Below are 25,450 nucleotides of genomic sequence, written 5' to 3' on the forward strand. Positions count from 1 at the left end.
AAAATGGGCCGCGCAAGCGCGGCCCGTCGGGAGGCTGTTATTCCGGAGCCTGTTCGAGCTCGACCTCTTCCAGGTCGGTCTCGACGATGCGCTGCAGGCCGGACAGCTTGGTGCCGTCTTCCACCGCGATCAGGGTCACGCCCTGGGTCGCGCGGCCCATCTCGCGGATCTCGGCCACGCGGGTGCGGATCAGGACGCCGCCGGTGGTGATCAGCATGATCTCGTCGGTCGCATCGACCAGGGTGGCAGCCACCACTTTGCCGTTACGCTCGGAGGTCTGGATCGCGATCATGCCCTTGGTGCCGCGGCCGTGGCGGGTGTACTCCGTGATCGGGGTACGCTTGCCGAAGCCGTTCTCGGTGGCCGTGAGCACCGACTGCTGCTCGTTCTCGGCCACCAGCAGCGCGATGACCTGCTGGCCTTCTTCCAGGTTCATGCCCCGCACGCCGCGCGCGGTACGGCCCATCGGACGCACGTCGTTCTCATCGAAGCGCACCGCCTTGCCGCCGTCCGAGAACAGCATCACGTCGTGCTGGCCGTCGGTCAGCGCGGCGCCCACCAGCACGTCGCCCTCGTCGAGGTCGACCGCGATGATGCCGGCCTTGCGCGGATTGCTGAAGTCGCGCAGCGGCGTCTTCTTGACGGTGCCCAGCGAGGTCGCCATGAACACGTAGTGGTCTTCCGGGAAGGTCCGGTTCTCGCCCGACAGCGGCAGGATCACGGTGATCTTCTCGCCGTCCTGCAGCGGGAACATGTTGACGATCGGCTTGCCACGCGAGTTGCGCGAGCCCTGCGGCACTTCCCACACCTTCAGCCAGTACATGCGGCCGCGGTTCGAGAAGCACAGCATGTAGTCGTGGGTGTTGGCGATGAACAGCTGGTCGATCCAGTCCTCGTCCTTGGTCGCCATCGCCTGCTTGCCGCGGCCGCCGCGCTTCTGGGCGCGGTATTCGGCGATCGGCTGCGACTTCATGTAGCCCGAGTGCGAGAGCGTGACCACCATGTCCTGCGGGGTGATCAGGTCTTCGGTCTCCAGGTCGCTGGCATTGTGCTCGATGGCCGAGCGGCGCTGGTCCTTGCCGTTTTCGGTGTAATCCGACTTGATCTGCGCCATTTCGTCGCTGATGATCGTCGTGACACGCTCCGGCTTGGACAGGATGTCGAGCAGGTCGGCGATGTGGTCCATCACTTCCTTGTACTCGTTGACGATCTTGTCCTGCTCCAGGCCGGTCAGGCGCTGCAGGCGCATCTGCAGGATTTCCTGGGCCTGCTCATCGGACAGCTTGTACAGGCCGTCGCTCTGCATGCCATAGTGCTTCGGCAGGTGCTCTGGACGGAAGGCTTCGATGCCGCCGGCGCCAGCCAGCTCGGTACGGTTCAGCATTTCGCGCACCAGGGACGAATCCCAGGCGCGCTGCATCAGTTCGGTCTTCGCGATCGGCGGCGTCGGCGCGGCCTTGATGATCGCGATGAAGTCGTCGATGTTCGCCAGTGCGACGGCCAGGCCTTCCAGCATGTGGCCGCGCTCGCGCGCCTTGCGCAGCTCGAACACGGTGCGGCGGGTGACCACTTCGCGGCGGTGCGACAGGAAGCACTCGAGCATCTGCTTGAGGTTCAGCAGCTTCGGCTGGCCGTTGACCAGCGCCACCATGTTCATGCCGAAGGTGTCCTGGAGCTGGGTCTGCTTGTACAGGTTGTTCAGCACCACTTCCGGCACTTCACCGCGCTTCAGCTCGATGACCACGCGCATGCCCGACTTGTCGGACTCGTCGCGGATGTCGCTGATGCCTTCCAACTTCTTGTCGCGCACGTTCTCGGCGATACGCTCGAGCAGCGATTTTTTATTAACCTGGTACGGCAGCTCGTCGATGATGATCGCAACGCGGCCGCCGTCCTTTCCATATTCTTCGAAGTGAGTCTTGGCGCGCATCACCACGCGGCCGCGGCCGGTGCGATAGCCATCGCGCACGCCCGAGACGCCGTAGATGATGCCGGCGGTCGGGAAGTCCGGCGCAGGAATCAGTTCGATCAGCTCGTCGATGGTGCAGTCCGGGTTCCTCAGCAGGTGCTGGGCGCCGTTGATGACTTCCGACAGGTTGTGCGGCGGGATGTTGGTGGCCATGCCCACCGCGATGCCCGAGGAACCGTTGATCAGCAGGTTCGGGATCTTGGTCGGCAGGACGGTCGGTTCTTTTTCCTTGCCGTCATAGTTCGGCTGGTAGTCGACCGTGTCCTTGTCGATGTCGGCCAGCAGTTCGCTGGCGATGCGGTCCAGGCGGCACTCGGTATAACGCATTGCCGCGGCGGAGTCGCCGTCGATCGAGCCGAAGTTGCCCTGGCCGTCGACCAGGGTGTAGCGCAGGGAGAAGTCCTGCGCCATGCGCACCAGCGTGTCGTAGATCGAGGCGTCGCCGTGCGGGTGGTACTTACCCATGGTGTCGCCGACCACGCGCGCGCACTTCACGTACGGCCGGTTGTGCGCATAGTTACTCTCGTGCATCGAGTACAGCACGCGGCGGTGCACCGGCTTGAGGCCGTCGCGCACGTCCGGCAGAGCACGGCCCACGATCACGCTCATCGCGTAATCGAGGTAGCTCTTGCGCATTTCTTCTTCTAGGGAAATGGGAACTGTTTCTTTTGCGAATTGATCCATTGGGCGGGTCGACTGCTTTCAGGCTAATGGTTATTGATTGCAACGGACGATTCTACCATGCCCACCTTAGCGGCAGCACAATTCCTCTTTTAGTGGCGGACGCTTCCAAAGTTGTCGATGCCGGCCCCGTCCGCTTGCCCAAATGTTGCAACAAAACAACGCAACAAAAATATGCATCAGGTTTGATTTAGGTGCAGTCGTGCGTTTTTGGTGCATGTGGCAAAATGGACAGGAAATTAATTGTTTGTTTCACAATGCGAAACTAGGCCCTTCCCTGGACGTGTTAGTATCTTGACCATAACGCCCCGCTGAGTTTCGCAAGGCATTTACCCGAAAGGAAAAAAGAATATGAATAAACTGGCAACCCTCCTGCTCGCTGCTTCGGCTGCGATCGCCGGCAACGCATTTGCCCAGAGCGATGCGCCGTATGCGCCGCTGACCACCGACATCAAGGCGCGCACGCCGTACAGCGCCTACGTGCAGGACAGCCGCGGCGTGATCGCCCGCAATCCTTTCGGTCTGTGCTGGCGTACCGGCTATTGGACCCCGGCTGACGCGGTCCCAGGTTGCGACGCGCCGCTGTGCGTCCCGCCAGAGAAGCTGGAAAACGGCAAGTGCGTCGCTCCGCCGCCGCCACCGGTCGTCGAGCCGGCTCCTGCCCCGGCTCCGGCGCCTGCCCCGGCCCCGGCTCCGGTCCCGACCTCGGAAAAAGTGTCCTACTCGGCTGACGCCTTCTTCGACTTCGACAAGGCCATCCTGAAGCCGGCGGGCAAAGCCTCGCTGGATGAGCTGGTCTCGAAGCTGGGCGACATGAACCTGGAAGTCATCATCGCCGTCGGCCACACCGACTCGATCGGCACCGATGCCTACAACCAGAAGCTGTCGATCCGCCGCGCCGAAGCCGTCAAGACCTACCTGAAGGGCAAGGGCGTGGAAGAAACCCGCATCTACACCGAAGGCAAGGGCGAGAAGCAGCCGGAAGCCGATAACAAGACCTCGGCTGGCCGCGCGAAGAACCGCCGCGTGGAAATCGAAGTCGTCGGTACCCGCACCGTCAACAAGTAATCCTGACGGATTGCTCATGAAACCCCGCCCTGGCGGGGTTTTTTTTCGTTTTTTCGGCAAAAACAGGGCGACAAGGCCGTACATATTTCTGTGCGGCACTCCGTGAGCTTCATCATTTCCAGTATCATCCCGAGTATGAATACGAATGCAGACCCATTAGAAATCCAGAAATTCAGCGAGCTGGCCCACCGCTGGTGGGACCCGACCTCCGAATTCCGCCCGCTGCACGAAATCAACCCGCTGCGCCTCGAGTGGATCAATGCACGCGCCCCACTGCTGGGCAAGAACGTGATCGACATCGGCTGCGGCGGCGGCGTGCTGTCGGAAGCCATGGCGCGCAAGGGCGCCAAGGTCACCGGTATCGACCTGTCGAAGAAGGCGCTGAAGGTTGCCGACCTGCATAGCCTCGAATCGGGCGTGGAAGTGCGCTACAAGCACATCGCCGCCGAAGAGATGGCGGCTGCGGAACCGGGCCAGTTCGACGTGGTCACCTGCATGGAAATGCTCGAGCACGTTCCGGATCCGGCCTCGATCGTGCAGGCCGCCGCCACCCTGGTGAAGCCGGGCGGGCACGTGTTCTTCTCGACGCTCAACCGCAACCCGAAGTCCTACCTGTTCGCCGTCATCGGCGCGGAATACATCCTGCGCATGCTGCCGCGCGGCACCCACGACTACGGCAAGTTCATCACGCCGGCCGAACTGTCGCAATTTGCGCGTCTCGCTGGATTGCAGGTCGACGGCCTGAAGGGCCTGACTTACAATCCGCTGACCAAAATTTACTCGCTCAACAACGACACCGATGTGAACTACATGGTGGCGTGCAGCAAACCGCTCTGATCTTTATCTTCCCATGACCCTCCCGACCGTCCTGCCGGCACCGCGTGCCATCCTGTTCGACCTCGATGGCACCCTGGCCGACACCGCGCCCGACCTCGCGGCCGCCGTCAACTGGCTGCGTACCGAGCGCGGCCTGCCGCCGACCCCGTATTCGGTGCTGCGCCCGACCGCTTCCGCCGGCGCGCGCGGCATGATCGGCGCCGCCTTCGGCCTGGCGCCGGGCGACGAGGGTTACGAAGAACTGCGCATGCAGTGGTTCGACCGGTACCAGGAAACCATGGCGGTGCACAGTTCGCTGTTCGGCGGCATCACCGAACTGTTGTATGGAATCGAACAAGCGGGTATGGCCTGGGGCATCGTCACCAACAAACCGGCGCGCTTCACCGACCCGCTGATCCCGCAGATCGGCCTGTCGCATGCGGGTTGCGTCATTTCGGGCGACACCACCGGCTTCCCGAAGCCCCACCCTGCCCCGCTGCTGGAAGGCGCGCGCCGCCTGGGCGTGGATCCGACCCACTGCTGGTATGTGGGCGACGACAAGCGCGACATCGAAGCCGGCCACGCCGCGGGCATGGTGACGGTGGCCTGCAACTGGGGCTACTGCGGCGCCATCGAACCCTCGACCTGGGGCGCCGATTTCTTGCTGGACACCCCGACTGACCTGCTGCAGACCCTGCGCACCGTGGTGGACACCGCACGCGCGACCGCATCCGCGGCCTGAGTCCTTTCTTTCCTGCAGCGGACCCTCCTGGGTCCGCTTACATCTCCTTACGAGTGATACAGCCTCAGGGCTAGTTCTGGAAAGGGTGCGCCGGTAATCTACTCCCATACGACAACACAACGTCTTTCGGAGAAAAACATGGAAACCATCGCACGCCAGAATCCCCTCACCTCCCGCATCCACCCGCTGATGGCCGCAGCCGCTGTGTCGGTCGTGATCGTCAGCCTGACCGGCGCCGCCGCCATCACCGGCCTGCTGCCGAGCTCGAAGAGCGCCAGCGAGGTCCCGGTCATGCCGCTGGCAGCCGCCTCGCCTTACGCCACCCAGCAGCCAGGCATGGTGCCGGTGACGAATGCACAAGGCCAGGTCGTGATGGTGCCGGCCTCCGCCTTGCAGGGCCAGATGGCTACGCCGCTGTCGGCCACCCCGGTGACGCCGCAGCTGGCAAGCCAGCTGGCAGCCGGTACCGCGCCGCAGATGGCGATGCCGGTGGCGCAGCCGATCGCCTACGCCCAAGCCGCGCCGCAACCGGCTCCGGTGGTGATCAAGGAAGTGATTCGTGAAAAGCCGGTGGTCAAGGTCGTCGAGAAGACCCGCGTGGTGCACGCAAGGGCCAGCGAGCCGCGCTACTACCCGCAGCACGCACCGGCACCCAGCCAGCCGAACTACATCGGCATCGGTACCGGCGCCGTGATCGGTGGCCTGATCGGCAACCAGATCGGCGGCGGTAACGGCAAGAAGCTGGCCACCGTGGCCGGCGTCATCGGTGGCGGCATGATCGGTAACGAGATCGCCAACCGCAACCGCTAAGCCGTCTTCACCCCTCCAAAAACCGCAGGCGCTGTCAGCCTGCGGTTTTTTTTCGGAAGATGCAAACGATGATGTCGCTCGGGAAAATGCGCAGCACCGGAATCGCGCACATGATCGCGATGTATTGCGCCCACAGCGACAACAAGGGCACGTTGCCAGCGCAGCTCAGGCGCTCGCGCAGCCCCTTGGCGCGCAGGGCCGGAAGCTCGGCGCTGTCGACCAGCTCGAAGCCGCGTCCCGCCACCAGCTTGGACAGGTTGTCGCTGCTGAAGTAATGCACGTGGGGCGACGGCAGGTCTTTCTGCCAGAGACGCTCGAAGGGCGTGCGCCAGCCCAGGCGGGCGATGACTTTCGACAGGCGGTAGAAGAAGCCGCGGCTATTCGGCAGGTTGAGGATCAGGATGCCATCGGGATTGAGGCGCTGCTGGCAGGCGTCGAGGGCGCTGCGGATGTCCGGGATGTGTTCGATGACGTCGTTGAAGACGATCACGTCGAAGCGCTCGCCATCTTCCAGCACGTCGGGGAAGAAACCGGCCCGCACCGGGAGGCCGCGCGCTGCGGCGCGCGAACCGACCACCGCGTCGGGCTCGACGCCGAGCACGTCGAAATCCTCGCGCGCCGTTTCCAGGAACCAGCCGTGGGCGCTGCCGACGTCGAGCAGGCTGCGCGCGCCGGGCCGGACGTGCCGCTTGGCGTACTGGACGATGGCGCGGAAATTCTCGAGACGCAAAGCCTTCAGGCCGGCTTCGCGCTCGGCTTCGTTGACTTCGGGTCCGGTGTGCTTGTTGATCGCGACGGATAGCGCCGCGCTTTCATAGTGACATGCAGGACAGGTCGCGTGCCACGAAGCGATCCCGGCCGTTTGAGTATTTCCGCAGACGATACAAACCATTCCCATTCCTTGTCGAAAAGAGCTGATGCAGACGGCGTAACCGGGCCATGATATTGCAGTTCTGACATGCTATGCGCATAATCGTGTCGTCCATTTGTAGCTCATTTGACACCGGCCGCATCTCGGGCAGATACGCTGCGTGCGCAGGAAAACTGGAGTACAATGGAGCTTCTTTCGTTGGGGGCGACCTGGTTTCGACGTGGGTTGCAAAGCAGCGCAGGGCATACCGAGGACTGGTTACCTCGTAAATACATCCAGAAATCAATAACTGCAAACGATAACTCGTACGCACTCGCAGCTTAATTGCTGCTAGCTCTACAACACCTCGCCCCTGGGGTGGCCGCAAGGCAGTAGAGTCATTTACAGGGGCTCGCAGTAGGCCGGGTCACTTGGTCGACTGTTAAATAATAGGTGACTAGCCTGTTCAAAGGGTGCACATCCCCGTTGCTCAGGTTAAATTAATTGATAGTGCTAAGTATGTAGAACTGTCTGTAGAGTGCTTGCGGACGAGGGTTCGATTCCCTCCGCCTCCACCAACCTCTTCCAAAAGGCCGCTGATTCGTTAGCGGCTTTTTCTTTTCTAGCGCCTGTTTTGGTCTTGGTACCCCAAGTGAGAACCCTAAGACCATGCCCTACCGCCTACCTTCGTCGGCCTCTCTAACGGCGCTCTAGAGCGCGATGGCGTATTTCCGACTCGCTGGGAAGCCCTCTCCGATGCGGTGTGGCGACATGCAGATTTGATCTTCATAGTAGGTTGGGATTGAGCATCGCCAAATAGCGGTAAACCTACCTCTGCGAGGATGCCCCAACACCTAATGGAGGCATCATGGCCGCTGACGCATATCTGCAAATCGACGGCATCAAGGGTGAGTCGGCAGACTTCGGCCACCAAGGCTGGATCGAGCTCGCCTCGGCTAGCTGGGGCGTAACTCAGCCTACCGATTTGCGACCGCAAATTTGGCATCGGCAACATCAGCATCGACGGCGGACTAGTTTATGACGGCCATGCCACGCACAAGAGGGGAATTAAGATGGACTGCGGCCCGGTCCGCAAAGACGACGCAACTGGGCAGGCTGCCCGCGTGTCATATTGGGATGCAGTCTACGATCAGGCGGCGACCATCCAACTCTTGCGCCTATTTGCACAGCATCCGGAGACCCGGGTTATCTACTTCAACGACAAGGAAGTTCAGAAGGCAATCGGCGGCGGTCGTGTTACCGCGGTACCCGGCCACAATGACCACTTCCATGTTGAGATCAAGAGGCGTCGATGAAAGCGTACATCTTGCCCGGCCTGTTTCGATGGAGTTCTAGGGCCGGCTTCGCTGCGATTTGCATCCCAGTTCTCGTGGCCACCCTCTGTCCAGTTGGGGCAGTAGCGGCTGAATCGAAGCCAATTTCTTTCAGCGCTACTGACAAGTCATTCCAACAATTTATTGGCTCGCTCCGGGTTGCTGCGAGAGACAAGGACGCGCAGGCTGTGTACGCGCTAGTTGCCCCAAACTATTACATTGCACGAGACTTTGGCGGATCATTCGACCCGGCAGCTTCGCCTATCCAGAATTTCAGCACCAGCTTCCAGTTTGAAAACACTAAACTTGGTGTCAAATACAAGGACCACGGCTGGAAAGAATTCCGAGAAATGATCTCTGGACGGAATTTCGAGAGAAAGCGCGACGGCCAACTGTGCACTCCTCACGGAGCACTGGACAGAGAACCCTTCCCATGCTCGCAGCTTTGCTTCAGAAAACTCAGCAATGGCTGGAGGATTCAAGGGCACATCAACGGCGGAGACTGAAACGCTGGCTCGTCGTGCAATCGAATGACGAGCCAGGCCATAGGGCGGGTCTTACGACGTCGGCCCCGGATCCGCCCCCGCCTGCTGAATCACCATCAGCTCCTTCATCAGCGCGTCATTGAACGCCGGAATATCATCCGGCTTGCGGCTCGTCACCAGCTTGCCATCCACCACCACCTCATCATCCGTCCATTCGGCGCCTGCGGCCTTCAGGTCGTCCTGAATCGCAGGATAGCTGGTCAGGTGCTTCGACTCTGCAATCCCCGCCTCGATCAGCGGCCATGGGCCGTGGCAGATCGCCGCGATCGGCTTGTCCGCATCGTCAAAGGCCTTGATGAAGGCAATCGCTTCCGGAATCTGGCGCAGCTTCTTGGGATTCTCTTCGCCGCCCGGCAGCAGCAGCGCATCGTAATCGTTGACGTTGGCTTGCGACAGGCTTAGTTCCACCTTGAACTTGTCACCCGGCTGGTCGTGGTTCATACCCTGCACTTCCTCGCCCGTCCCTTTCGGGGAAATCAGCGTTACGCGCACGCCCTTCCCTTCCAGGAAGCTGCGCGGAGCCGTGTACTCGATCTGCTCCACGCCGTCGGTCATGAGGACCGCGACCCGCCGGCCGATCACGTCTTTCTCGCTCACCAGGTCCAGGTGATCGCCTGCATCTACATAATCGTCCATATGCCCTCCTGTCTGATCATTCACTTGTCGGGAACGATTGTAGGTCGCCGGCCTGGCAGGCGTCGCGCGGATGATGCAGGGTCAATCGAGCAGGTAGCAGACGTCGTCGCGGTCGCGTTTATCCGGCTGCGTGCAGAGGAAACCGTCGAGTCCGAGCCGCACCGTGCCGTCCAGGCTAGCGCCGTCGACCTCGTCGCCGCGCAGCACTACCTGCAGTTCGCGGTACGGGATGTCGATCGCGAAGCGCCCCAGCAGCGCCGCCAGCGCGCGCGCTCCGCTTGCCCCCGGCAGGAAGCGCTCGAACACCGTCGAGGACACTGGCCCCACGCGAATCCGGATGCCCAATTCCGGCCGCGGCAGGCGTCCGCCCAAGGTCGCGCCAAGGCCGATGTCGCAGTTGTTCTCACCCAGCCGGGTGCGCTCGCCAATGCCGAGCGGATCCCAGCGTCCCGCGAACTGCTCGACCGTTACCGGCACCTCCAGGTACTCGCCGAGCACGCCGGCGATCAGGCTGGCCGGCACCACCCGGCTGCGCAGCTGGGAAGCAAAATAGGCCAGGCTTTCAAAAGCCAAGCCCGCATCCAGTTGGCCCTGCCCCGCGACGCCCCCCAGCGCCGCCAGCTGCGCAAGGAAGCGGTCGCGGTTATGTTCATCCGGCCCGCCGCGCACGCGGTACTTGCACCAGGCGCGATAGAACAGCACCATCTGGCGGCTGGAGAACGCATCGTAGAAGGCGCGCGGACCTTCGTCGCGGGTGTCGTGCTCCCAGGCGGCGATCCGCTCCGTGTAGTGCAGCGGCAGCGCGCCGTTCACGCCCAGCAGGCCGATCACCGCCGTGCGGATCCGCAGCCGCATGGCGCCATCGCCGCCCGCCCCCTGCTCCAGGCGCAGCGCGTCGATGTCGCTGGCGGGGAAGGCCAGCGACAGGCTGTTCTCGAAACGCAGTGCGCTCTCGGGCGCCACGCCGTAGCGGCGCAGCCAGCGCGACAGCAGGCGGATGGCCTGGAACAGTTCGTAGCGCCAGGGTTCGGCGAGGAGATGGTCGATCACACCAGCGTCAGGTTGCCGTTGCGGGGCTCGCAGCGCAGGAGCTCCCTGTCGGTCTGCGCCGAGCGCACCACCAGCCGCGTGAAGCTGTTGATGTGCACGTATAGGCCGAAGAAGCGGTTCACCACTTCCGCGAACACGTACACGCTGCTGCCGGCGAAGGCTTCTTCGTCCACGGTCATGCGCACCTCCGTGCCATGCACCAGCGTGGCGCCGATCTTGTTGCGCATCCAGGCCGAAGACAGCAGGGTTTCCATGGCCGTGATGCCGGCGATCTGGCGCTGGGTCGCGGCCGAGCGCGACACATCGTACAGGGTCAGCACTTCGCGGAAGGCGTCGAGGTCGCCCAGCGAGCGGTGGTTGAGCGCCAGCTGGGCTACCAGCCGCCAGTGCGCGCCACCCGAGGACGGGAAGCGGTGCGGCAGCGTCGGCCGGCGCAGCAGGTGGATCGGCAGTCCGCCGGTGGCGGTTTCGCTGGTGAGGTCGCCGCCGGGCGCGCCGAAGCCGGTGGTGGTGGCGTGGACGCCGTTGGTGCAGGTGAGGTCGATCGAGGCCACGCACTGTTCGTCCGGCGTCAGCGAGAATCCGGCGTCGGTGAAGCCGATCTTCATGCGCTGGCGGTGTACGCTACGCTCGTCGCGCCGTGCGAACCAGTAGCGCTCGCGCAGCTCGGCGCCTTCGCCGTGGCGCAGGCCGTAATACGGGCGGTAGGCGATCGACTGCACCCTGCCTTCAAGCGTGCGCAGCACGTTCACGCTGTCAATGCTGTAGACCTCGACGTCTTCTTCGTGGCGGCCGGGCAGCACGTCGTACATCGCGGTGCGGTGCGTGATGCGGACCGGCATGGCGGCCTGGTGGAACAGGTTGACCACCGGCGCGCAGCCGGGCAAGAGGTGCGATGCCTGCAGGGTGCCGAGCAGGCGCGCGGCGCCGCTATCGCCATGCAGGCCGCTCACGATCAGGTGCAAGGTGAAACGGTGCGCCGCCGCCGGCAGCATCGGCGCCAGCTTGCCCAGGTCGATGTCGATGAAGTGGAACTTGTCAGCGAAGGCGAAGTATTCGCTCAGCAGCCGGTAGGCCGCGTGGTCGCTCGGGCGCAACGGCACCAGGGCGTCGTCGTCGCCGAAGCCGCCCAGGCTCAAGGGCATGCGCTCGAGCTGGCGCCACGGGCCGCCGTCGCCGATTTCCAGGTAGCTGGCGCCGACGTGCATGAACAGGGTGTCGATCAGGGCTGCTGCCAGCAGCGGGTCGGCGTCGACATACAGGCGCAGGCGCGGCATGCCGAGCTGGCGCAGCAGGCGCGCCGGGGCTGCGCTGTCGATCGTGATGGCGATCTGGCCGGTAGCGCGCGCCGGCAGCCGCACGTGGGCCGGGGCGTGCACTACCGGCTCGTAGCGCGCCCGCGCCACGCCTACCGGCGCCAGCGTCAAGGGGCTGGCAGTGCGGAAGCGGCAGGCGGTGCCCTTGTGGTGCAGCGCGCTCATCTCGGTGCCGCGCGGGACGGTTTCCACCCGTTCCGGCTTGCCGGTCGCCTGGGGCGCATGCTCGCTGCCGACGCGGGCGATCGAGCAGGCCGGGATGCCCTGCAGGAAGTAGGGATACAGGCTGCCGAGCAGGGCCTCGGTGAATTCCGGATAGTCGTCGTCGAGCTTGCGCGCGGTGCGCGCGTTGAGCAGCGCGCAGGCCTGGATCAGGCGCCGGATGTGCGGATCCTCGGTGCCTTCGGCGCCAATGCCCAGTTCGCTCGCCAGGCGCGGGTACTGGTGCGCCAGCTCGCGCCCGACCGTGTTCAGGTAGACCAGCTCGCGCTCGTAGTACGGCAACAGTTCTTCCATGGCGCTCTCCTCTCTGAAGGGTTTAAGGTCGTGCAGTTTTGTGCACGGGACCTTGCGGCCAATCAAGAACGGATGAGCAGTATCTATCCGGCATGCATGGGCGTGGCTGATGTGGCGCGGAATTGTCGCTTAGTCAGTAAAATGGAGGGCTTTTCAGCATCGCCAGCAGACCGACATGACCGCCACCACCTCCTCCTCCGCCGCCTCCCCCGTCCGCCTCGAGATCGCCACCTTGTGGCGCCTGTCCTGGCCGATGCTGGTGGGGCAGCTGGCGACGGTCGGGATGGGCGTGGCCGACGTGGCGATGACCGGGCACGTCAGCGCCGAGGAGCTGGCCGCGGTCTCGCTCGGTACCTCGGTGTGGTCGATCGTGCTGGTCACCGTGATGGGCACCATGATGGCGATCAACACCGTGGTCGCGCACGAGATCGGCGCCGCGCGCTACGACCAGATCCCGCACTCGGTGCGCCAGTCGATGTGGAAGGGCCTGCTTGTCGGCCTGGTGGCCTGCCTGTTCGCGAACCTGTGCACCCTGCTGTTCGACCATGTCGGCCTGGCCCAGCACGTAGCCGACCGCGCCGCGCTGTTCCTGCACGTGATCAGCGTCGGCATGCCGGCCTTCGCCTGCTACCGCGCGCTGTATGGCTACACGACCAGCATCAACCAGACCAAGCCGATCATGTGGATCGCGATCTTCGGCCTGGTCTTCAACGTGGTGTCGAACTGGCTGCTGGTGTACGGCAACTGGGGCTTCCCGCGCCTGGGCGCGGTCGGCTGCGCAGTGTCGACCGCGGTCGGCATGTGGCTGATGCTGGGCGCGATGATCGTCTGGATCAAGTACGCGCCGGCCTACCGCATGACCTATCCCTTCACCGGCTGGGAAGGCCCGGACTGGAAAGAGATCGGCGCCATGCTCCGCCTCGGCCTGCCGATCGGCGTCACGTATTTCGCCGAGGTCAGCGCCTTCGGTTTGATCGGCCTGCTGGTGGCCCGCTTCGGCGTGGTCGCCGTGTCCTCGCACCAGGTGGCGCTGAACTTCGCGTCGCTGGTGTTCATGGTGCCTTTGAGCTTCTCGATCGGCATGATGACCCGCGTCGGCCAGGCCATGGGCGAAGGCAACCCGGTGCGCGCCCGTTTCGTCGGCTGGGTCGGCGTCGGTACCTCGGTCGCATTCGGCGCGCTGTCGGCGATCTTCATTGCCCTGTTCCGCTGGCAGATCGCGGCGGTCTACACCTCCGACCCGGCGGTGCAGGCGGCCTGCGCCAACCTGCTGCTGCTCGCGGCCCTGTTCCAGCTGTCCGACGCCACCCAGGTGGCGACCGCCTCGGCGATCCGCGGCTATCAGGTGACGCGCCCGCCGATGATCATCCAGTTGGTGGCCTTCTGGGGTATCTCGCTGCCGCTCGGCTGCATCCTGGGGCTGGCGCCGCAGTGGTTCCCGTGGACGCCCGATGCGCCGTTGGAGACCACCGGTTTCTGGATCGGCCTGGTGGTAGCGCTGACGGTGGCGGCGGTGCTGCTGACCTGGTCCTTCGAGAAGCTGGCGCGCCAACGGATTCGCGAGGGCGCCAAGGACGAATTAATGCATACGTAATTACAGCTTTCGGGTGCTGACTCTGGTATCGTTCCGCAGTTGTAGCAAATTAACTTACACCAGAGACATTTCATGCGCCCTACTCTCCTCCTGGCTGCCCTCGCAGCCACCCTCGCGGCGGCCCCCGCATCGGCCGAACGCCTGACGCTGGACCGTATCTATGGCGATCCGGCCCTGGCCGGCGCCAGCGTGAAGAACCTGCGCGTGTCGCCGGACGGCGAACGCGTCACCTTCCTGCGCGGCCGTGCCGACAATCAGTACCAGCAGGACCTGTGGGAATACAACATGAAGACCAAGACGACCCAGCGTCTGGTCGATTCCAAGCGCCTGGTGCCGAACGAGGAACTGTCGCTGGAAGAAAAAGCGCGCCGCGAACGCGCCCGTACCGCCGGCCTGTCGGGCATCCTGACCTATAACTGGTCGCCGGACGGCAAGCAGCTCTTGGTGCCGATCGGTGGCGACCTTTATCTGGTCGATGCCGCCAAACCGGATGCGCCGCGCAAGGTCGCGTCGGGCAACGTGATCGATCCGAAGATCTCGCCGAAGGGCCGCTACGTCTCCTTCGTGCGCAACCAGAACCTGGTCGTGATCGACCTGCAGACCGGCGCCGAGCGCCAGCTGACCACCGACGGCAAGGGCACCATCCACAATGGCGAGGCGGAGTTCGTCGCGCAGGAAGAGATGGACCAGCACACCGGCTACTACTGGGCCCCGGACGATTCCGCGATCGCCTACCGCCGCTACGACGAAGCACCGGTGCCGGTGGCGCGCCGCTTCGAGATCTTTGCCGACCGCACTGAAGTGATCGACCAGCACTACCCGGCCGCGGGCGATCCGAACGTGCTGATCGACCTGATGATCGTCAATCCGGCCACCGGCCAGCAACGCAAGGTCGACCTCGGCGCCGAGAAGGACATCTACCTGGTGCGCGCCGACTTCAGCGCCGACGCCAAGACCCTGGTCTACCAGCGCCAGACGCGCGACCAGAAGCGCCTCGACTTGATCGCCGTCGACGTCGACACCCTGGCGCAGCGCCCGCTGCTCACCGAAACCTCGAAAACCTGGGTCAGCATCCACAACGACCTGCGCTTCCTGAAGAACAAGAAGGCCTTCATCTGGGCTTCCGAGCGCAGCGGCCGCAACCACCTGTACCTGTACGGCATGGACGGCAAGCTGCAGCACCCGCTGTCGAAGGGCGAATGGGGTGTAGACAATATCCTGGCGGTCGATGAGTCGGCCGGCAAGGTCTACATCGCGTCCAACAAGGACGCCGTGATCGACAAGCAGACCTATGCCCTGAACCTGGACGGCAAGAACGCCGACAAGCCGGTGCGCATCACCAGCGGCGACGGCTGGCACGACGCCGCCTTCGCAGGCAACGGCAAGATCTTTGTCGACACCTATTCCAACCCGCAAACCCCGCCGCAGGTGTCGATCCGCCGCGCCGACGGTTCGATGGTGGAATGGCTGGAGAAGAATGAGCTGAACGCCAGCCACCCGTACGCGAAGTACCTGCCGGACCACCTGCCGACCGAGTACGGCACCATCAAGGCCAAGGATGGCCAGACGCTGCACTACTCGATGATCAAGCCGGCCAACTTCGATGCGAGCAAGCGCTATCCGGTCTTCCTGTTCACCTACGGCGGCCCGCACTCGCAGCGCGTGACCCGCACCTGGGGCGGCTACTTCAACCAGTACATGGCGCAGCAGGGCTTCGTGGTGTTCGTGCTGGATAACCGCGGCTCGAGCCGCCGCGAACGCCAGTTCACCGACGTGATCTACAACAACCTCGGCGCGAACGAAGTGCAGGACCAGGTCACCGGCATCGACTGGCTGTCGCAGCAGAGCTTTGTCGATCCGAAGCGTGTCGGCGTATTCGGCTGGAGCTATGGCGGCTACATGACCCTGCGCCTGCTGGCCGCGGCCTCGGACAAGATCGCGATGGGCGTGTCGGTGGCGCCGGTGACCGACTGGGCGCTGTACGACACCCACTACACCGAGCAGTTCGTGGGCGGCACGCCGAAGTCGGATCCGGAAGCGTATAAGCGCAGTGGCGTATTCGCGCACCTGGACGGCCTGAAGTCGCCGCTGCTGCTGATCCACGGCATGGCTGACGACAATGTGCTGTTCACCAACACCACGCGCCTGATCGACGAGCTGGTGAAGCGCAACGTGCAGTTCGACCTGATGACCTACCCGGGCGCCAAGCACGGCATTTCAGGCAAGGTCAACCAGCGTCACGTGTACGGGATGATCGAGGCCTTCTTCAAGAAGAACCTGGGTGGGACGGCGGCGAAGTAAGCCGGCGTTTGCCAGGTAGAAGCAGCCGCCTGAGGGCGGCTGTTTTATTTGGTGCCTCGTAAACGACAACAGCTGCCCATGGGCAGCTGTTCTCTACGCGTAGCAGCGGATTAGTGCGGGCGGCGGGTAACGTCGTCCAGCTTTTCTTCCACCTTCTCTTGCGCATCGCCCACCTTCTTCTGGGCCTGGCCTTCGACTTTGGTTGCCTTGCCTTTGGCTTCCTGGGTCGTGCTGTCGATCGCATCACCGAATTCTTCTTGGATCTTGCCGCCGATTTCTTTCAGTTTACCTTTAACTTGATTTTCGTTAATCATGGTCTTCTCCTTGAGTAAACATGTCCGGATGGCCATGCATGGGTACAGATTACGACCGTCGGCCAAGCTCTTCTGTTCGTGTCCGCACATTGCACAAATGTCAGCATTTGCGCGACGTCGAGACGCTGACAATGCTAACCTTTTGTCAACACGACCATGCCGACTGAAAGGCCGATGCCATGAACGAACAAGCACAAGAACACGCCACCGACCCGCCGCCGGCGCAACGCCGCGTTGCCAAGCGGGTCACCATGATCAGCGGGATCGCCATCCTCTTTATCGCCCTGGCCGCCGCTGTGGTGTTGGCTGCCGATGCGCTGCTGCTGATCTTTGCCTGCATCCTGTGCGCCATCCTGCTCTTCAAGCTGAGCGAGATCCTGGCGCGACGCTTCCACATTAATCGAAAGGTTGCGCTCGGCATCGTCGTGCTCTTGCTAGTCGCCATCATCGGCATCGGTGGCTGGGCCATGGCGCCGCAGATTTCGGAGCAGTCCAGCAAGCTGGCCAAGGAAGTGCCGGCCGCGGTCGAGCGCTTGAAGTCGACCGTCGAACAGCATCCACTGATGAAGCGGGTCGTGGCGGAACTGCCGCCTCCGGATCAGATCGTCAAGCAGATGGGCAATATGGTGCCGAATGCGGGCCTGTTCTTCGGCGGCGTGATCGGCGCGCTGGGGAACGTGGTCATCATCCTGTTCGTCGGCATTTATTTTGCCGCCAGCCCGCATACCTACACGACCGGCGTGCTGCGCCTGATTCCAAAGACCAAGCGCAGCCGTGCCCGCGAAGTGCAGCAGGAACTGGGCAATACCCTGGCCAGTTGGCTGCTCGGCAAGGGCGCCTCGATGCTGATCGTCGGCGTCGCCACCTCGATCGGCCTGAGCCTGCTGGGCGTGCCGCTGGCGCTGATCCTGGGCATCATCGCCGGCCTGCTCGATTTCATTCCCTACCTGGGACCGATCATGGCGGGCATCCCCGCCGTGCTGCTGGCGCTGTCGATCAGTCCCGACCTGGCGCTGTACACGGTGCTGCTGTTCGTCGGCATTCAGCTGATCGAAGGCTATGGCCTGCAACCCCTGATCGAGGCCAGGGCGGTTGACATGCCGCCGGCGCTGGTGATCGTGATGCAGCTGATCTTCGGCACCTTGTTCGGCTTTGCCGGGGTGGCGCTGGCGACCCCGCTGGCGGCCGCGCTGTCGGTGCTGGTCAAGATGCTCTACATCGAGGATGTTCTCGGGGACAGACCGGCGCAAAAGCGAAGTCCGGAGTAGCCGACCAATAAGCAAAAAGCCGCGCAGTGCGCGGCTTTTTGCTAAGTGGGGGAACTTTAATTGTTGCCTTTGAAGATGTCCTTCACGTCGCCGGCCTTTTCCTGCACCTTGCCTTCGACCTGCTTCGATACGCCTTCGCGCTGGGTCTGGCGGTTGCCGGTGGCTTCGCCGACCTTCTCCTGAATCTTGCCGCCGATGTCCTTGGCCTTGCCTTTGATTTGATCGTCGTTCATTTCAGTCACCTCTTGTGTTGGTGGGAGGAAGTCCCACCATAGGCCTGTTGAAGATGCAACTCTGTTCGCCAACTAACACACGGGCTTGCGCCAGACGCTCGCCAGCCAGGGCTGCTGCTCGCGCGGCAGGCCGGCTGGACGGTAGTAATGATTCAGTGGAGTAAAACCTGCCGTGCTCATGTAGCGCTCCCAGGCTGCGTAATCATGGTAGCTGCCGTAGCGCGGGCCATTCCAGCCTTCGCGGTTGTCGCCGCGCGGGTTGGAGCTGAACAGGACGCCGCCGGGTTTCAGTGCGTCGTGTAGATGGGCAAGCACGGCAGGGAGCTCGGCGCTGGGAACGTGGAATAGCGAGGCATTGGCGAAGATGCCGTCGAACATTGCGGGCGGCAGGTCGAGGTGCAGGAAATCCTGGTGCAATACTTCACAGCCGCTGTAGGCACGCGCCATCTCGGCGAAACGGCTGCTGCCGTCCAGGCCAATGGCCTTGTGGCCGAGCTGGGTGAAGGTTTTCAGGTCACGTCCTGGTCCGCAGCCGAGGTCGAGGATGGTGTACGGCGAAGGAGCTTCGATCGCGCCGAGCAAGGCGTCGATGTTCTGGCTGACGTCGTGGTCGATGGTGCCGGCGAAGAAGGCGTCGGCGTTTTGCTCGTAGTGGGCCAGTGTGCGGCGGGAGATGTCGTCGGAGTTCATGGCGACATTATCAGCGCATTAGCCCGAACCGTCGAACAACATGCTTTCACCACCGCCTTCAGCACGTCATCCCGGCGCAGGCCGGGATCCAAGTTTGCTTGCTCCACAGCTAAAGCATGCTCATCGACGGATCGAAGAAACTTGGATTCCCGCCTTCGCGGGAATGACGGTCTTGAGGGTGCGGACAGGATTGGTGCTAACTACAAGCAGGCCGCTCCCGCCCTACCCCATCACCAAACGCGAACGCGCTGCTCCGGCGCCAAATACAGCTTCTGCCCCGGCTGCACGTCGAAGGCCTTGTACCAGGAGTCCAGGTTGCGCACGGTGTAGGTGCGGTACTGGCCCGGTGCGTGGCCGTCGGTCAGCACGGCGCGGCGCATCGAGGCTTCGCGCATCTTGGTGCGCCAGCTCTGGGCGAAGCCCGTGTAGAACTCGCGGTCCGCCTCGACGCCAGTGCCCTTGCCGGCTGGCGAGGATTTGAACGCGTCGTAGGCCGCGGCCAGGCCGGCCAGGTCGGACAGGTTCTCGCTCAGCGTCAGCTGGCCATTCACCGCCAGGTCGTCGAAGGGCTTGTAGGTGTTGTACTGCTCCACCAGCTTCTGCGACGCGGTCTTGAAGTGGGCCAGGTCTTCCTTGGTCCACCAGTCGCGCAGGCGCCCTTGGGCGTCGAACTGGGCGCCCTGGTCGTCGAAGCTGTGGCTGATCTCGTGGCCGATCACCGAGCCGATCGCGCCGTAGTTGTGCGCGTCCGAGGCCTTCGGATCGTAGAACGGCGGCTGCAGGATCGCGGCCGGGAAGTTCAGGGCGTTCTGCAGCGGCAGGTTGACTGCGTTGACCAGCTGCGGCGGCATGGCCCACTCGGTCTTCTTCGGCTTCTGCTTGAGCTTGGCGAGCTGCTGGGTATAGTTGAATTCCTGCGCGCGCAGCACGTTGCCCAGCGCATCGGTCGGCGATACCTGCAGGCCGGCATACGACTTCCAGCTGTCCGGATAGCCCACGCCCACATACATGGTGCGGACCTTTTCCTTGGCCTGGGTGCGGGTGGTCGGCGCCATCCATTCGAGCTTGTCGATGCGGCGTTCGAAGGCGGTCTTGATGTCGGCGACCATCTTCAGAATGCGGGCCTTGTCCTGGGCCGGGAAGTACTTCTCCACGTACATCTTGCCGACCGCTTCGTCCATCGCGCCATTGGTGGCCGACAGCGCCCGCTTCCAGCGCGCCGACTGCTGCGGCGAGCCGGTCAGGGTCTTGCCGTAGAACTCGAAGCGCAGGTCGGTGTAGGCCTTCGGCAGGGTGCTGGCGAACTGGTTCAGGCTGTGGAAGCCGAGGTAGTCCTTCCAGGTTGCCAGGTCGGTGGCGGCCACCTGCGCCGCGGCGCCCTTGAGCGCGCCCGGATGATAGGCGATGAAGCGGTCCTGCTTGTCGAGTCGCGCACCTTTCATGAAAGCTTTCCAGTCCATGCCCGGCGCCTTCGCGGCGAAATCCTGCATGGTCCAGGTATTGTTGGCCTTCTGAATGTCGGCAGACTCTTCGCGCGATGCATGGCTCGTGGCGAGCTCGGACTCCAGGGCGAAGATCTTCGCCGCGCGCTGTTCGGCGTTATCGAGACCGGCAAGCTTGAGCATTTGCGCGATGTACTGCTGGTATTTGGTGCGCAGCTCGGCCATCTTCGGGCTGTTGTCGAGGTAATAGGCGCGATCCGGCAGGCCGATGCCGCCTTGCAGGATGTAGGGCACGTTACGCGACGGGTCGGTCAAACCCTGGTTGATCCAGACACCGAACAGGTTCGGCGTGTTGAAGTTGGTGGCGTTCAGTGGGTCCACGTCGGCGCGCAGGAATTCGCCCAGCACGCGCGAGAGGCTGGCGCGATCATTGATCATGTCGATCTTCGCCAGGCGCGGCTTGAGCGCGTTCAGGCCGGCGGACTCGATCGCCGCTTCGTCCATGTAGGCCTTGTAGAAGTCGGCCGCCTTGCGCGCTTCAGGCTTGGCGGACTTGTTGGCCGCCGCTTCCTCGATCAGCTTGACGATGCGGGCATTGGTCTCCTCGGCCAGCGCGTACATCGAGCCCCAGGCGCCGCGGTCGGCCGGGATCTCGGTCTTGTTCATCCACTCGCCGTTGGCATAGGCGTAGAAGTCGTCGCCCGGCAGCATGGTCACGCCGGCCGGCTTGGCAGGCGCGGTGCTGGCGGCGGTGCTTTGCTCGGCGGCCTGCAGCGGCGCAACGGCGAACGCGGCGCCGCACAGCGCCAGGGTGACGGCGGTCTTGATCGGATTCCAGCTGGTTTTCATAAATCCCTTCTTTGTAATGAGGTTTGGTGCTGCGATTACTGCAGGGCGGCGCGCACTTGCGGCAGCAGGCGTGCCTTCTGGGCGGCGCGGATGCGCACGCCATTGCCGACGCGCTCGGCTTCGACAACGCCGTCGGGCCCAAAGTTCTTGCGCATGTAGGCTTCCATCATCTCCGCGTGGGCAGGGTTGGCGGACGAGCCGACGATGCTGGCGAACATGGCGTTGCGGCCCAGCGCTTCCATGTTGTTGAGCAGCGCCTCACGATTGGCGATGGCGAAGTTCCAGGTCTGGTCGAGATGCTCGCTGGCCACGCCGCCCAGGATGTAGGGGGTCAGGTCGGGCGGCGTATCCGGCGACAGCAGCGCCTGCAGGGTGCGCGTGGCCAGGGCCGGGTCCTGCACGCTGGTCAGCGCGCGGCCGAAGCGGTTGCGCTCCTCGCTGGTCGGCGCGCTGGCGGCGCGCGCTGCCAGGGCCTCGTAGGTGGCCGCGTCGGCGTAGCGGCCGGCGGTGCTGGTCACGAAATCGATCATCGATGGCGGCACCGAGGACGGATCCTTCAGGTAGGCCGCGAAGCGGGTGCGGCCCTGCTCGATCGCCTGCGGGTCGCCGGCGCGCGCCAGTGCAGTGGCCAGGATCCCGCGCAGCTGGCTGTCCTCGGCGCTTTCGCCCGGCTTTTCATCCCAGCCCAGCCTGTCCATCTTCGGGTGTATGAAGTCGATCATGAAGCGGCGGATCAGCGCCTGCTCCGGCTCGCCGCGCGCCAGCGAATCGAGGGTGCGCAGGTTGGACAGGATCGAGTCCCAGACCGCCACACGCGGCTCATCGCCATAGCTGCGCACTAATTTCAAATAAGCGTCCAGCCCCATGCGGCCGGCGGAGACAAAGCTCCAGGTATCGGTAAGGAGCTTCAAGCGGGTGCTGTCCGGCAGGCGCGGCGCCTGCTCGGCCAGGGCGCGGAAGCTGGCCGGGTCGTACTGCACCCGGAAGTAGCCGACGCTGTAGGGGTCGACCACCAGCGCGCCTTCGCAGCCGCCCTGGTTGATGGTGGTGCTGGGGCCGGACAGCAGCGTGTACCAGGCCTTGCCGTTGACGGTGCCGACCTGCAGCGGCACGTTCCACAGGCGCTTTTCGCTCGCGGCTTCGTCGAGGCGGTACTGTTCCTGCGACAGGGTCACCTTGCGCTTGCCGTCTTCACAGGTTTGTTCCACCTTGATGAGGGGGAAGCCCGGCTGCAGGGTCCAGTCCGAAGCCAGTTTCTCGACCGGCTTGCCGGAGGCTTTTTCCAGCGCCGCCCACAGGTCGGCGGACGTGGTATTCGAATACTGGTGCTTGGCCATGTAGGCGCGCATGCCCTTGCGGAAGGGTTCTTCGCCCAGATAGGCTTCCAGCATGCGCAGGAAGGCCTGGCCCTTCATGTAGGTGATCGCATCGAATGCCGCGGCGGCCTGCTCGTCGGTGTCGATGCGGGTCTGGATCGGGTGGGTGGTCTTGCGCGCGTCGAGGTTCATCACGTATTCGCGCTCGGCCATGCCCTCCAGGTAGGGGCGCCACTCCGGATGGAAGTGGTTGGTCGCCTTGGCCGCCATCCACGACGCGAAACCTTCGTTGAGCCACAGGTTGTCCCACCAGGCCATGGTGACCAGGTTGCCGAACCACTGGTGCGCCACTTCGTGGGCGTTGATGTTGAAGGTCTGCTTCTTGACCTTGTCCGGGCTCTTCTTCGGGTCGTACAGCAGGGTCGGCTCGTTGTAGACCACCGCGCCCCAGTTTTCCATGGCGCCGTTGAAGCCGCCGGGAATGGCGATCTGGTCCAGCTTGGGCAGCGGGTACGGGATGCCGAAGTAATTATTGTAGTAGCGCAGCAGGTCGCGGGTGGCGGCCAATGGGAAGGTGGCCGAGCCCAGCTTGCCCTCGGTGGTGACGATGCCGATGTCGACGCCATCCTGCTTGCTGGCCAGGCGCTCCATCTCGCCCGCTACCAGCACCACCAGGTAACTCGGCATCTTCGGCGTATTGCCGAAGGTGATGCGCTGCAGGCCGCCGGCGAGCTCTTCGCGTTTCTCGATCGGGGTGGTCGAATAGGCCTTGAAGTTGCCGGGCACGTCGACGGTCAGCTTGAAGCGGGCGCGGAAGGCAGGCTCGTCCCAGGTGGGCAGCATGCGGCGCGCGTCGGTCGGCGCCATCGTGGTGGCGATCAGCTTCTTGTCCTGGCCGGCCGCCTTGTAGTTCACGTAGAACAGGCCGCGCCCTTCGCGGTTGATCTGGCCGCGGAAGGCCAGCGCCAGCTCATATTTACCCGAGGCCAGCGGCTTGTCCAGCTGGAAGCGCAGGGTCTGCTGTTCCTTGTCGAGGATCGGCTCGAGCTTGAGCTTGCCGATGCCCTTGCCGCTCAGCGCAGCCTCATCGATCTGCATGTTGTCGGCGTTCAGCATGATGGTCGAGGTCGGCTTCAGGACCTCGATCTCGACCGTCTGCGTGCCGCGGAAGGTGTTGCCGGCGACGTCAGGCATGATGTGGGCCGCGTACTGCAGCGGCACCACATCCTTCGGCAGCTTGCCCGGCGTGGCGGAAAAGCTGAACGGCGCCTCGGCCTGTGCCGCGGCGGCGCTCAGCGCAAAGGCGACCGCAAGCGCGGCCTTGCTGGCTCGGGCGACTGGCATGTCTCTCATAAAAGTCTCTCTCTCGAATCTGTTTTTATTGGTGCGGCTCCTGCGCTCGATGGCGCAAAAACCCAGCATGCAATGTAAGAAAGCCGGACATCGCCTGCGCCCGGATTGCGACAGACTGCAAAAAACGGGGCCAGACTGCTGAAAACGGGGAATGGCGGCGGGCTTTCGGGACCATGCACTATAGATCGAACATGCATTACTGACAACATTCATGTCTATCGAAAAATTTTTCAATATTTTTTCGAGAAACCCTCAAGTTGTCCAAAACCCGTCCGTAAACGCCTTAGATACCCGGCAATCCGGCCGGCGTTACTTGTCTCGGTGCCAACATGACCTCGAACGACGTCCTCTCGATGTACGAAAACCTCGCTGGCGTGAGCAGCCAGATGAAGGGCGCCGCTGAGGCTGGCGACTGGGCCGGTTTCGACAAGCTGAAGACACAGGCAAGTGCAGAGGCAGGCGCCGCAGCGGGTGGCGTGCCGGCGCTGGATGGCGCGATGCGCCAGCGCAAGGTCGACCTGATCAAGCAGCTGATGGCCAATGACCGTGCCATCCGCGAAGTGACCGAACCGTGGATGGGCCAGCTGGATCGCGCGATGTGCGCGCACTGAGCCAATTAGGATTCGAGAATGAAGGCACCTGCGGGTGCCTTTTCTTTTGCTATTACGCTTCCAGGTTGCTCAGTTTGCCGAGGCAACGGCGCTGGTAGCTGTTCAGCCCTTCCGTCACCAGCGCATCGTCTTCCGCCATCAGCCCCGCGTCGATCAGGAGGCGCAGCTTGGCAATCTGGTCGCCCTGCTCCAAGGCTTGGGCCAGGCTCGACCCGCCCGCCTCCCCTGCCTGCAGGATCGCCTCCGCCACGTTGCCCGGGAAATCCCAGTGCCTGGCGATGACCGCCGACAGCTCCCTGCTGCGCGCCAGCAGTTCGAGGCCGAAGGCTTCCGAACGCGGCACCTTGCCGTTCAGGCAGATGCGGTCCGCCAGCCGGAAGGCGACGACCAGCCCCACGTCCTGCATCAGCCCGGCCAGGCAGGATTCGAAGATGTCGGCCGTCACCGCTGAAGCCATCAGGCTGGCCGCGACCGCGCATTTCTCGGAGTGGTTCCACACCAGCGGCGCCGCCCGGCGCGTGAAGCCCGCCTCCTGCAGCCGGATGATGGGCCGGAAGGCGACCCGCGCCAGCAGCATGCGCAAGCCATTCTGGCCCAGCATCATGATGGCCGCGTCCAGGGTCTTGATCGGGGTGGCGGGCCGGTAGTAGGCGCTGTTCGCCTCGCGCAGGACTTCGGCGACCAGCACCACGTCTTCGCCAACCTGGCTGGCCAGTTCGCCGGTGGAGACGCTTTCGTCGCGCAGGCTGCGCAGCAGGCGGGGAATCAGCTCGGGGACGCGCGGCACCAGTTCGGCCGCCACCGCGGGGTTCTGCGCAAGGGCGCGCACCTGGTCGAGGATCTCGCGCTCGGTGTCCGGCGGCGCGTCGAAGACGGCCGGCCCTGCCAGCCAGCGGTAATACAGGGCGTCGGTCTGGGCCTTATCCGCCGCTTCTTCTTGCACGCCCTCGCCGTCTTCCAGCGGGGCTGCCTGCGGTTCCGTACCGCTGAGTATTCGATTGATCCAGTTTTTCATAGGTGGCCAGGTCTGTGCCGCACAGTGATTGTAGCCTGTCCGGCGCGCCACCGGCAGACCAAGTATGCATGCCGCATCGCGCAGCGCATCCTGGCCCTGAAAAGACAAAAGCGCCCGAAGGCGCTTTTGAT

20 protein-coding genes, 1 other RNA gene and 1 pseudogene are annotated in these 25,450 nt (G+C 63.7%); 11 read left to right on the forward strand and 11 right to left on the reverse strand.

Annotation, left to right across the window (positions count from 1 at the left end):
- Window positions 1–37: 37 nt before the first annotated feature.
- Entirely contained in the window at window positions 38–2,653 is a 2,616-nt protein-coding gene (gene gyrA, locus GV068_RS03115; protein WP_159695955.1) for a DNA gyrase subunit A, read from the reverse strand.
- 348 nt (window positions 2,654–3,001) lie between these two features.
- Between gyrA and ompA the strand changes: the two genes are divergently transcribed.
- The 4 genes from ompA to GV068_RS25390 all read left to right on the forward strand — a co-directional run bounded on the left by ompA (window position 3,002) and on the right by GV068_RS25390 (window position 6,086).
- Window positions 3,002–3,718, forward strand: coding sequence for an outer membrane protein OmpA (ompA, locus tag GV068_RS03120; protein WP_159695956.1), 717 nt, complete (start codon window positions 3,002–3,004; stop codon window positions 3,716–3,718).
- 135 nt (window positions 3,719–3,853) lie between these two features.
- Complete coding sequence (gene ubiG / locus GV068_RS03125; RefSeq protein WP_159695957.1) at window positions 3,854–4,555, forward strand: bifunctional 2-polyprenyl-6-hydroxyphenol methylase/3-demethylubiquinol 3-O-methyltransferase UbiG; 702 nt, start codon at window positions 3,854–3,856, stop codon at window positions 4,553–4,555.
- A gap of 13 nt (window positions 4,556–4,568) precedes the next feature.
- Complete coding sequence (locus GV068_RS03130) at window positions 4,569–5,276, forward strand: HAD family hydrolase (protein ID WP_159695958.1); 708 nt, start codon at window positions 4,569–4,571, stop codon at window positions 5,274–5,276.
- A gap of 138 nt (window positions 5,277–5,414) precedes the next feature.
- Window positions 5,415–6,086: a glycine zipper 2TM domain-containing protein gene (locus GV068_RS25390; protein ID WP_308636873.1), complete on the forward strand. Its 672-nt coding sequence runs from the start codon at window positions 5,415–5,417 to the stop codon at window positions 6,084–6,086.
- A 34-nt stretch (window positions 6,087–6,120) separates the two neighbouring features.
- Here the strand turns inward: GV068_RS25390 and GV068_RS03140 are convergent, their stop codons facing one another.
- Window positions 6,121–6,978 carry a bifunctional 2-polyprenyl-6-hydroxyphenol methylase/3-demethylubiquinol 3-O-methyltransferase UbiG gene (locus GV068_RS03140; RefSeq protein ID WP_159695959.1) on the reverse strand — a complete coding sequence of 286 codons (858 nt, stop codon included), beginning with the start codon at window positions 6,976–6,978 and terminating at the stop codon, window positions 6,121–6,123.
- 179 nt (window positions 6,979–7,157) lie between these two features.
- On the opposite strand from GV068_RS03140, the gene ssrA reads away from it, so the two are divergent.
- The 3 genes and pseudogenes from ssrA (at window position 7,158) to GV068_RS03155 (ending at window position 8,776) form a co-directional block, all read left to right on the forward strand.
- Window positions 7,158–7,514: a transfer-messenger RNA gene (gene ssrA / locus GV068_RS03145) on the forward strand.
- A 290-nt stretch (window positions 7,515–7,804) separates the two neighbouring features.
- A pseudogene (locus GV068_RS25100) lies at window positions 7,805–7,915 on the forward strand (type VI secretion system tube protein Hcp); the annotation flags it as partial.
- Window positions 7,916–8,248: 333 nt separating this feature from the next.
- Entirely contained in the window at window positions 8,249–8,776 is a 528-nt protein-coding gene (locus GV068_RS03155; protein WP_159695960.1) for a hypothetical protein, read from the forward strand.
- Window positions 8,777–8,827: 51 nt separating this feature from the next.
- On the opposite strand, the gene GV068_RS03160 is transcribed toward GV068_RS03155, so the two are convergent.
- The 3 genes from GV068_RS03160 to tssF form a co-directional block, all read right to left on the reverse strand.
- Window positions 8,828–9,451 (reverse strand): type 1 glutamine amidotransferase domain-containing protein, encoded by a 624-nt coding sequence (locus GV068_RS03160; RefSeq protein WP_159695961.1) that lies wholly within the window; start codon window positions 9,449–9,451, stop codon window positions 8,828–8,830.
- A gap of 81 nt (window positions 9,452–9,532) precedes the next feature.
- Window positions 9,533–10,501: a type VI secretion system baseplate subunit TssG gene (gene tssG / locus GV068_RS03165; protein WP_229463642.1), complete on the reverse strand. Its 969-nt coding sequence runs from the start codon at window positions 10,499–10,501 to the stop codon at window positions 9,533–9,535.
- A complete protein-coding gene (gene tssF / locus GV068_RS03170) occupies window positions 10,498–12,333 on the reverse strand; it encodes a type VI secretion system baseplate subunit TssF (RefSeq protein ID WP_159695962.1) in 1,836 nt (611 codons plus the stop codon). Before tssF ends, tssG begins: the two co-directional genes overlap by 4 nt.
- A 175-nt stretch (window positions 12,334–12,508) precedes the next feature.
- On the opposite strand from tssF, the gene GV068_RS03175 reads away from it, so the two are divergent.
- Together GV068_RS03175 and GV068_RS03180 are read left to right on the forward strand one after the other, a co-directional pair.
- Complete coding sequence (locus GV068_RS03175) at window positions 12,509–13,927, forward strand: MATE family efflux transporter (protein ID WP_159695963.1); 1,419 nt, start codon at window positions 12,509–12,511, stop codon at window positions 13,925–13,927.
- A 72-nt stretch (window positions 13,928–13,999) separates the two neighbouring features.
- Window positions 14,000–16,228: a S9 family peptidase gene (locus GV068_RS03180; protein WP_159695964.1), complete on the forward strand. Its 2,229-nt coding sequence runs from the start codon at window positions 14,000–14,002 to the stop codon at window positions 16,226–16,228.
- A gap of 110 nt (window positions 16,229–16,338) precedes the next feature.
- On the opposite strand, the gene GV068_RS03185 is transcribed toward GV068_RS03180, so the two are convergent.
- A complete protein-coding gene (locus GV068_RS03185) occupies window positions 16,339–16,542 on the reverse strand; it encodes a CsbD family protein (protein WP_373888401.1) in 204 nt (67 codons plus the stop codon).
- Between the two features lie 179 nt (window positions 16,543–16,721).
- Here GV068_RS03185 and GV068_RS03190 point away from each other — a divergent pair, with 179 nt between their 5' ends.
- A complete protein-coding gene (locus tag GV068_RS03190) occupies window positions 16,722–17,810 on the forward strand; it encodes an AI-2E family transporter (protein WP_159695965.1) in 1,089 nt (362 codons plus the stop codon).
- 56 nt (window positions 17,811–17,866) lie between these two features.
- Here GV068_RS03190 and GV068_RS03195 read toward each other — a convergent pair whose 3' ends face one another.
- The 4 genes from GV068_RS03195 to GV068_RS03210 form a co-directional block, all read right to left on the reverse strand.
- Window positions 17,867–18,043 (reverse strand): CsbD family protein, encoded by a 177-nt coding sequence (locus tag GV068_RS03195; protein WP_159695966.1) that lies wholly within the window; start codon window positions 18,041–18,043, stop codon window positions 17,867–17,869.
- A 72-nt stretch (window positions 18,044–18,115) separates the two neighbouring features.
- Window positions 18,116–18,733, reverse strand: a complete 618-nt coding sequence (locus GV068_RS03200) for a bifunctional 2-polyprenyl-6-hydroxyphenol methylase/3-demethylubiquinol 3-O-methyltransferase UbiG (RefSeq protein ID WP_159695967.1) — start codon at window positions 18,731–18,733, stop codon at window positions 18,116–18,118.
- A 230-nt stretch (window positions 18,734–18,963) separates the two neighbouring features.
- A complete protein-coding gene (locus GV068_RS03205; protein ID WP_159695968.1) occupies window positions 18,964–21,024 on the reverse strand; it encodes a M13 family metallopeptidase in 2,061 nt (686 codons plus the stop codon).
- Window positions 21,025–21,059: 35 nt separating this feature from the next.
- Window positions 21,060–23,684 (reverse strand): M1 family metallopeptidase, encoded by a 2,625-nt coding sequence (locus tag GV068_RS03210; protein WP_159695969.1) that lies wholly within the window; start codon window positions 23,682–23,684, stop codon window positions 21,060–21,062.
- 338 nt (window positions 23,685–24,022) lie between these two features.
- Here GV068_RS03210 and GV068_RS03215 point away from each other — a divergent pair, with 338 nt between their 5' ends.
- Window positions 24,023–24,304, forward strand: coding sequence for a flagellar protein FliT (locus GV068_RS03215; RefSeq protein WP_159695970.1), 282 nt, complete (start codon window positions 24,023–24,025; stop codon window positions 24,302–24,304).
- Window positions 24,305–24,356: 52 nt separating this feature from the next.
- Here the strand turns inward: GV068_RS03215 and GV068_RS03220 are convergent, their stop codons facing one another.
- Window positions 24,357–25,319: an HDOD domain-containing protein gene (locus GV068_RS03220; RefSeq protein WP_159695971.1), complete on the reverse strand. Its 963-nt coding sequence runs from the start codon at window positions 25,317–25,319 to the stop codon at window positions 24,357–24,359.
- Window positions 25,320–25,450 lie beyond the last annotated feature (131 nt).

Source organism: Massilia sp. 9I (assembly GCF_902506415.1).
Taxonomy (GTDB): Bacteria; Pseudomonadota; Gammaproteobacteria; order Burkholderiales; family Burkholderiaceae_D; genus Telluria.

Coding starts and splice junctions, on each gene's coding strand:
- gyrA (WP_159695955.1), bottom strand. CDS start 2,653: ATGGATCAATTCGCAAAAGAAACAGTTCCCATTTCCCTAGAAGAAGAA.
- ompA (WP_159695956.1), top strand. CDS start 3,002: ATGAATAAACTGGCAACCCTCCTGCTCGCTGCTTCGGCTGCGATCGCC.
- ubiG (WP_159695957.1), top strand. CDS start 3,854: ATGAATACGAATGCAGACCCATTAGAAATCCAGAAATTCAGCGAGCTG.
- GV068_RS03130 (WP_159695958.1), top strand. CDS start 4,569: ATGACCCTCCCGACCGTCCTGCCGGCACCGCGTGCCATCCTGTTCGAC.
- GV068_RS25390 (WP_308636873.1), top strand. CDS start 5,415: ATGGAAACCATCGCACGCCAGAATCCCCTCACCTCCCGCATCCACCCG.
- GV068_RS03140 (WP_159695959.1), bottom strand. CDS start 6,978: ATGGTTTGTATCGTCTGCGGAAATACTCAAACGGCCGGGATCGCTTCG.
- GV068_RS03155 (WP_159695960.1), top strand. CDS start 8,249: ATGAAAGCGTACATCTTGCCCGGCCTGTTTCGATGGAGTTCTAGGGCC.
- GV068_RS03160 (WP_159695961.1), bottom strand. CDS start 9,451: ATGGACGATTATGTAGATGCAGGCGATCACCTGGACCTGGTGAGCGAG.
- tssF (WP_159695962.1), bottom strand. CDS start 12,333: ATGGAAGAACTGTTGCCGTACTACGAGCGCGAGCTGGTCTACCTGAAC.
- GV068_RS03175 (WP_159695963.1), top strand. CDS start 12,509: ATGACCGCCACCACCTCCTCCTCCGCCGCCTCCCCCGTCCGCCTCGAG.
- GV068_RS03180 (WP_159695964.1), top strand. CDS start 14,000: ATGCGCCCTACTCTCCTCCTGGCTGCCCTCGCAGCCACCCTCGCGGCG.
- GV068_RS03185 (WP_373888401.1), bottom strand. CDS start 16,542: ATGATTAACGAAAATCAAGTTAAAGGTAAACTGAAAGAAATCGGCGGC.
- GV068_RS03190 (WP_159695965.1), top strand. CDS start 16,722: ATGAACGAACAAGCACAAGAACACGCCACCGACCCGCCGCCGGCGCAA.
- GV068_RS03195 (WP_159695966.1), bottom strand. CDS start 18,043: ATGAACGACGATCAAATCAAAGGCAAGGCCAAGGACATCGGCGGCAAG.
- GV068_RS03200 (WP_159695967.1), bottom strand. CDS start 18,733: ATGAACTCCGACGACATCTCCCGCCGCACACTGGCCCACTACGAGCAA.
- GV068_RS03205 (WP_159695968.1), bottom strand. CDS start 21,024: ATGAAAACCAGCTGGAATCCGATCAAGACCGCCGTCACCCTGGCGCTG.
- GV068_RS03210 (WP_159695969.1), bottom strand. CDS start 23,684: ATGCCAGTCGCCCGAGCCAGCAAGGCCGCGCTTGCGGTCGCCTTTGCG.
- GV068_RS03215 (WP_159695970.1), top strand. CDS start 24,023: ATGACCTCGAACGACGTCCTCTCGATGTACGAAAACCTCGCTGGCGTG.
- GV068_RS03220 (WP_159695971.1), bottom strand. CDS start 25,319: ATGAAAAACTGGATCAATCGAATACTCAGCGGTACGGAACCGCAGGCA.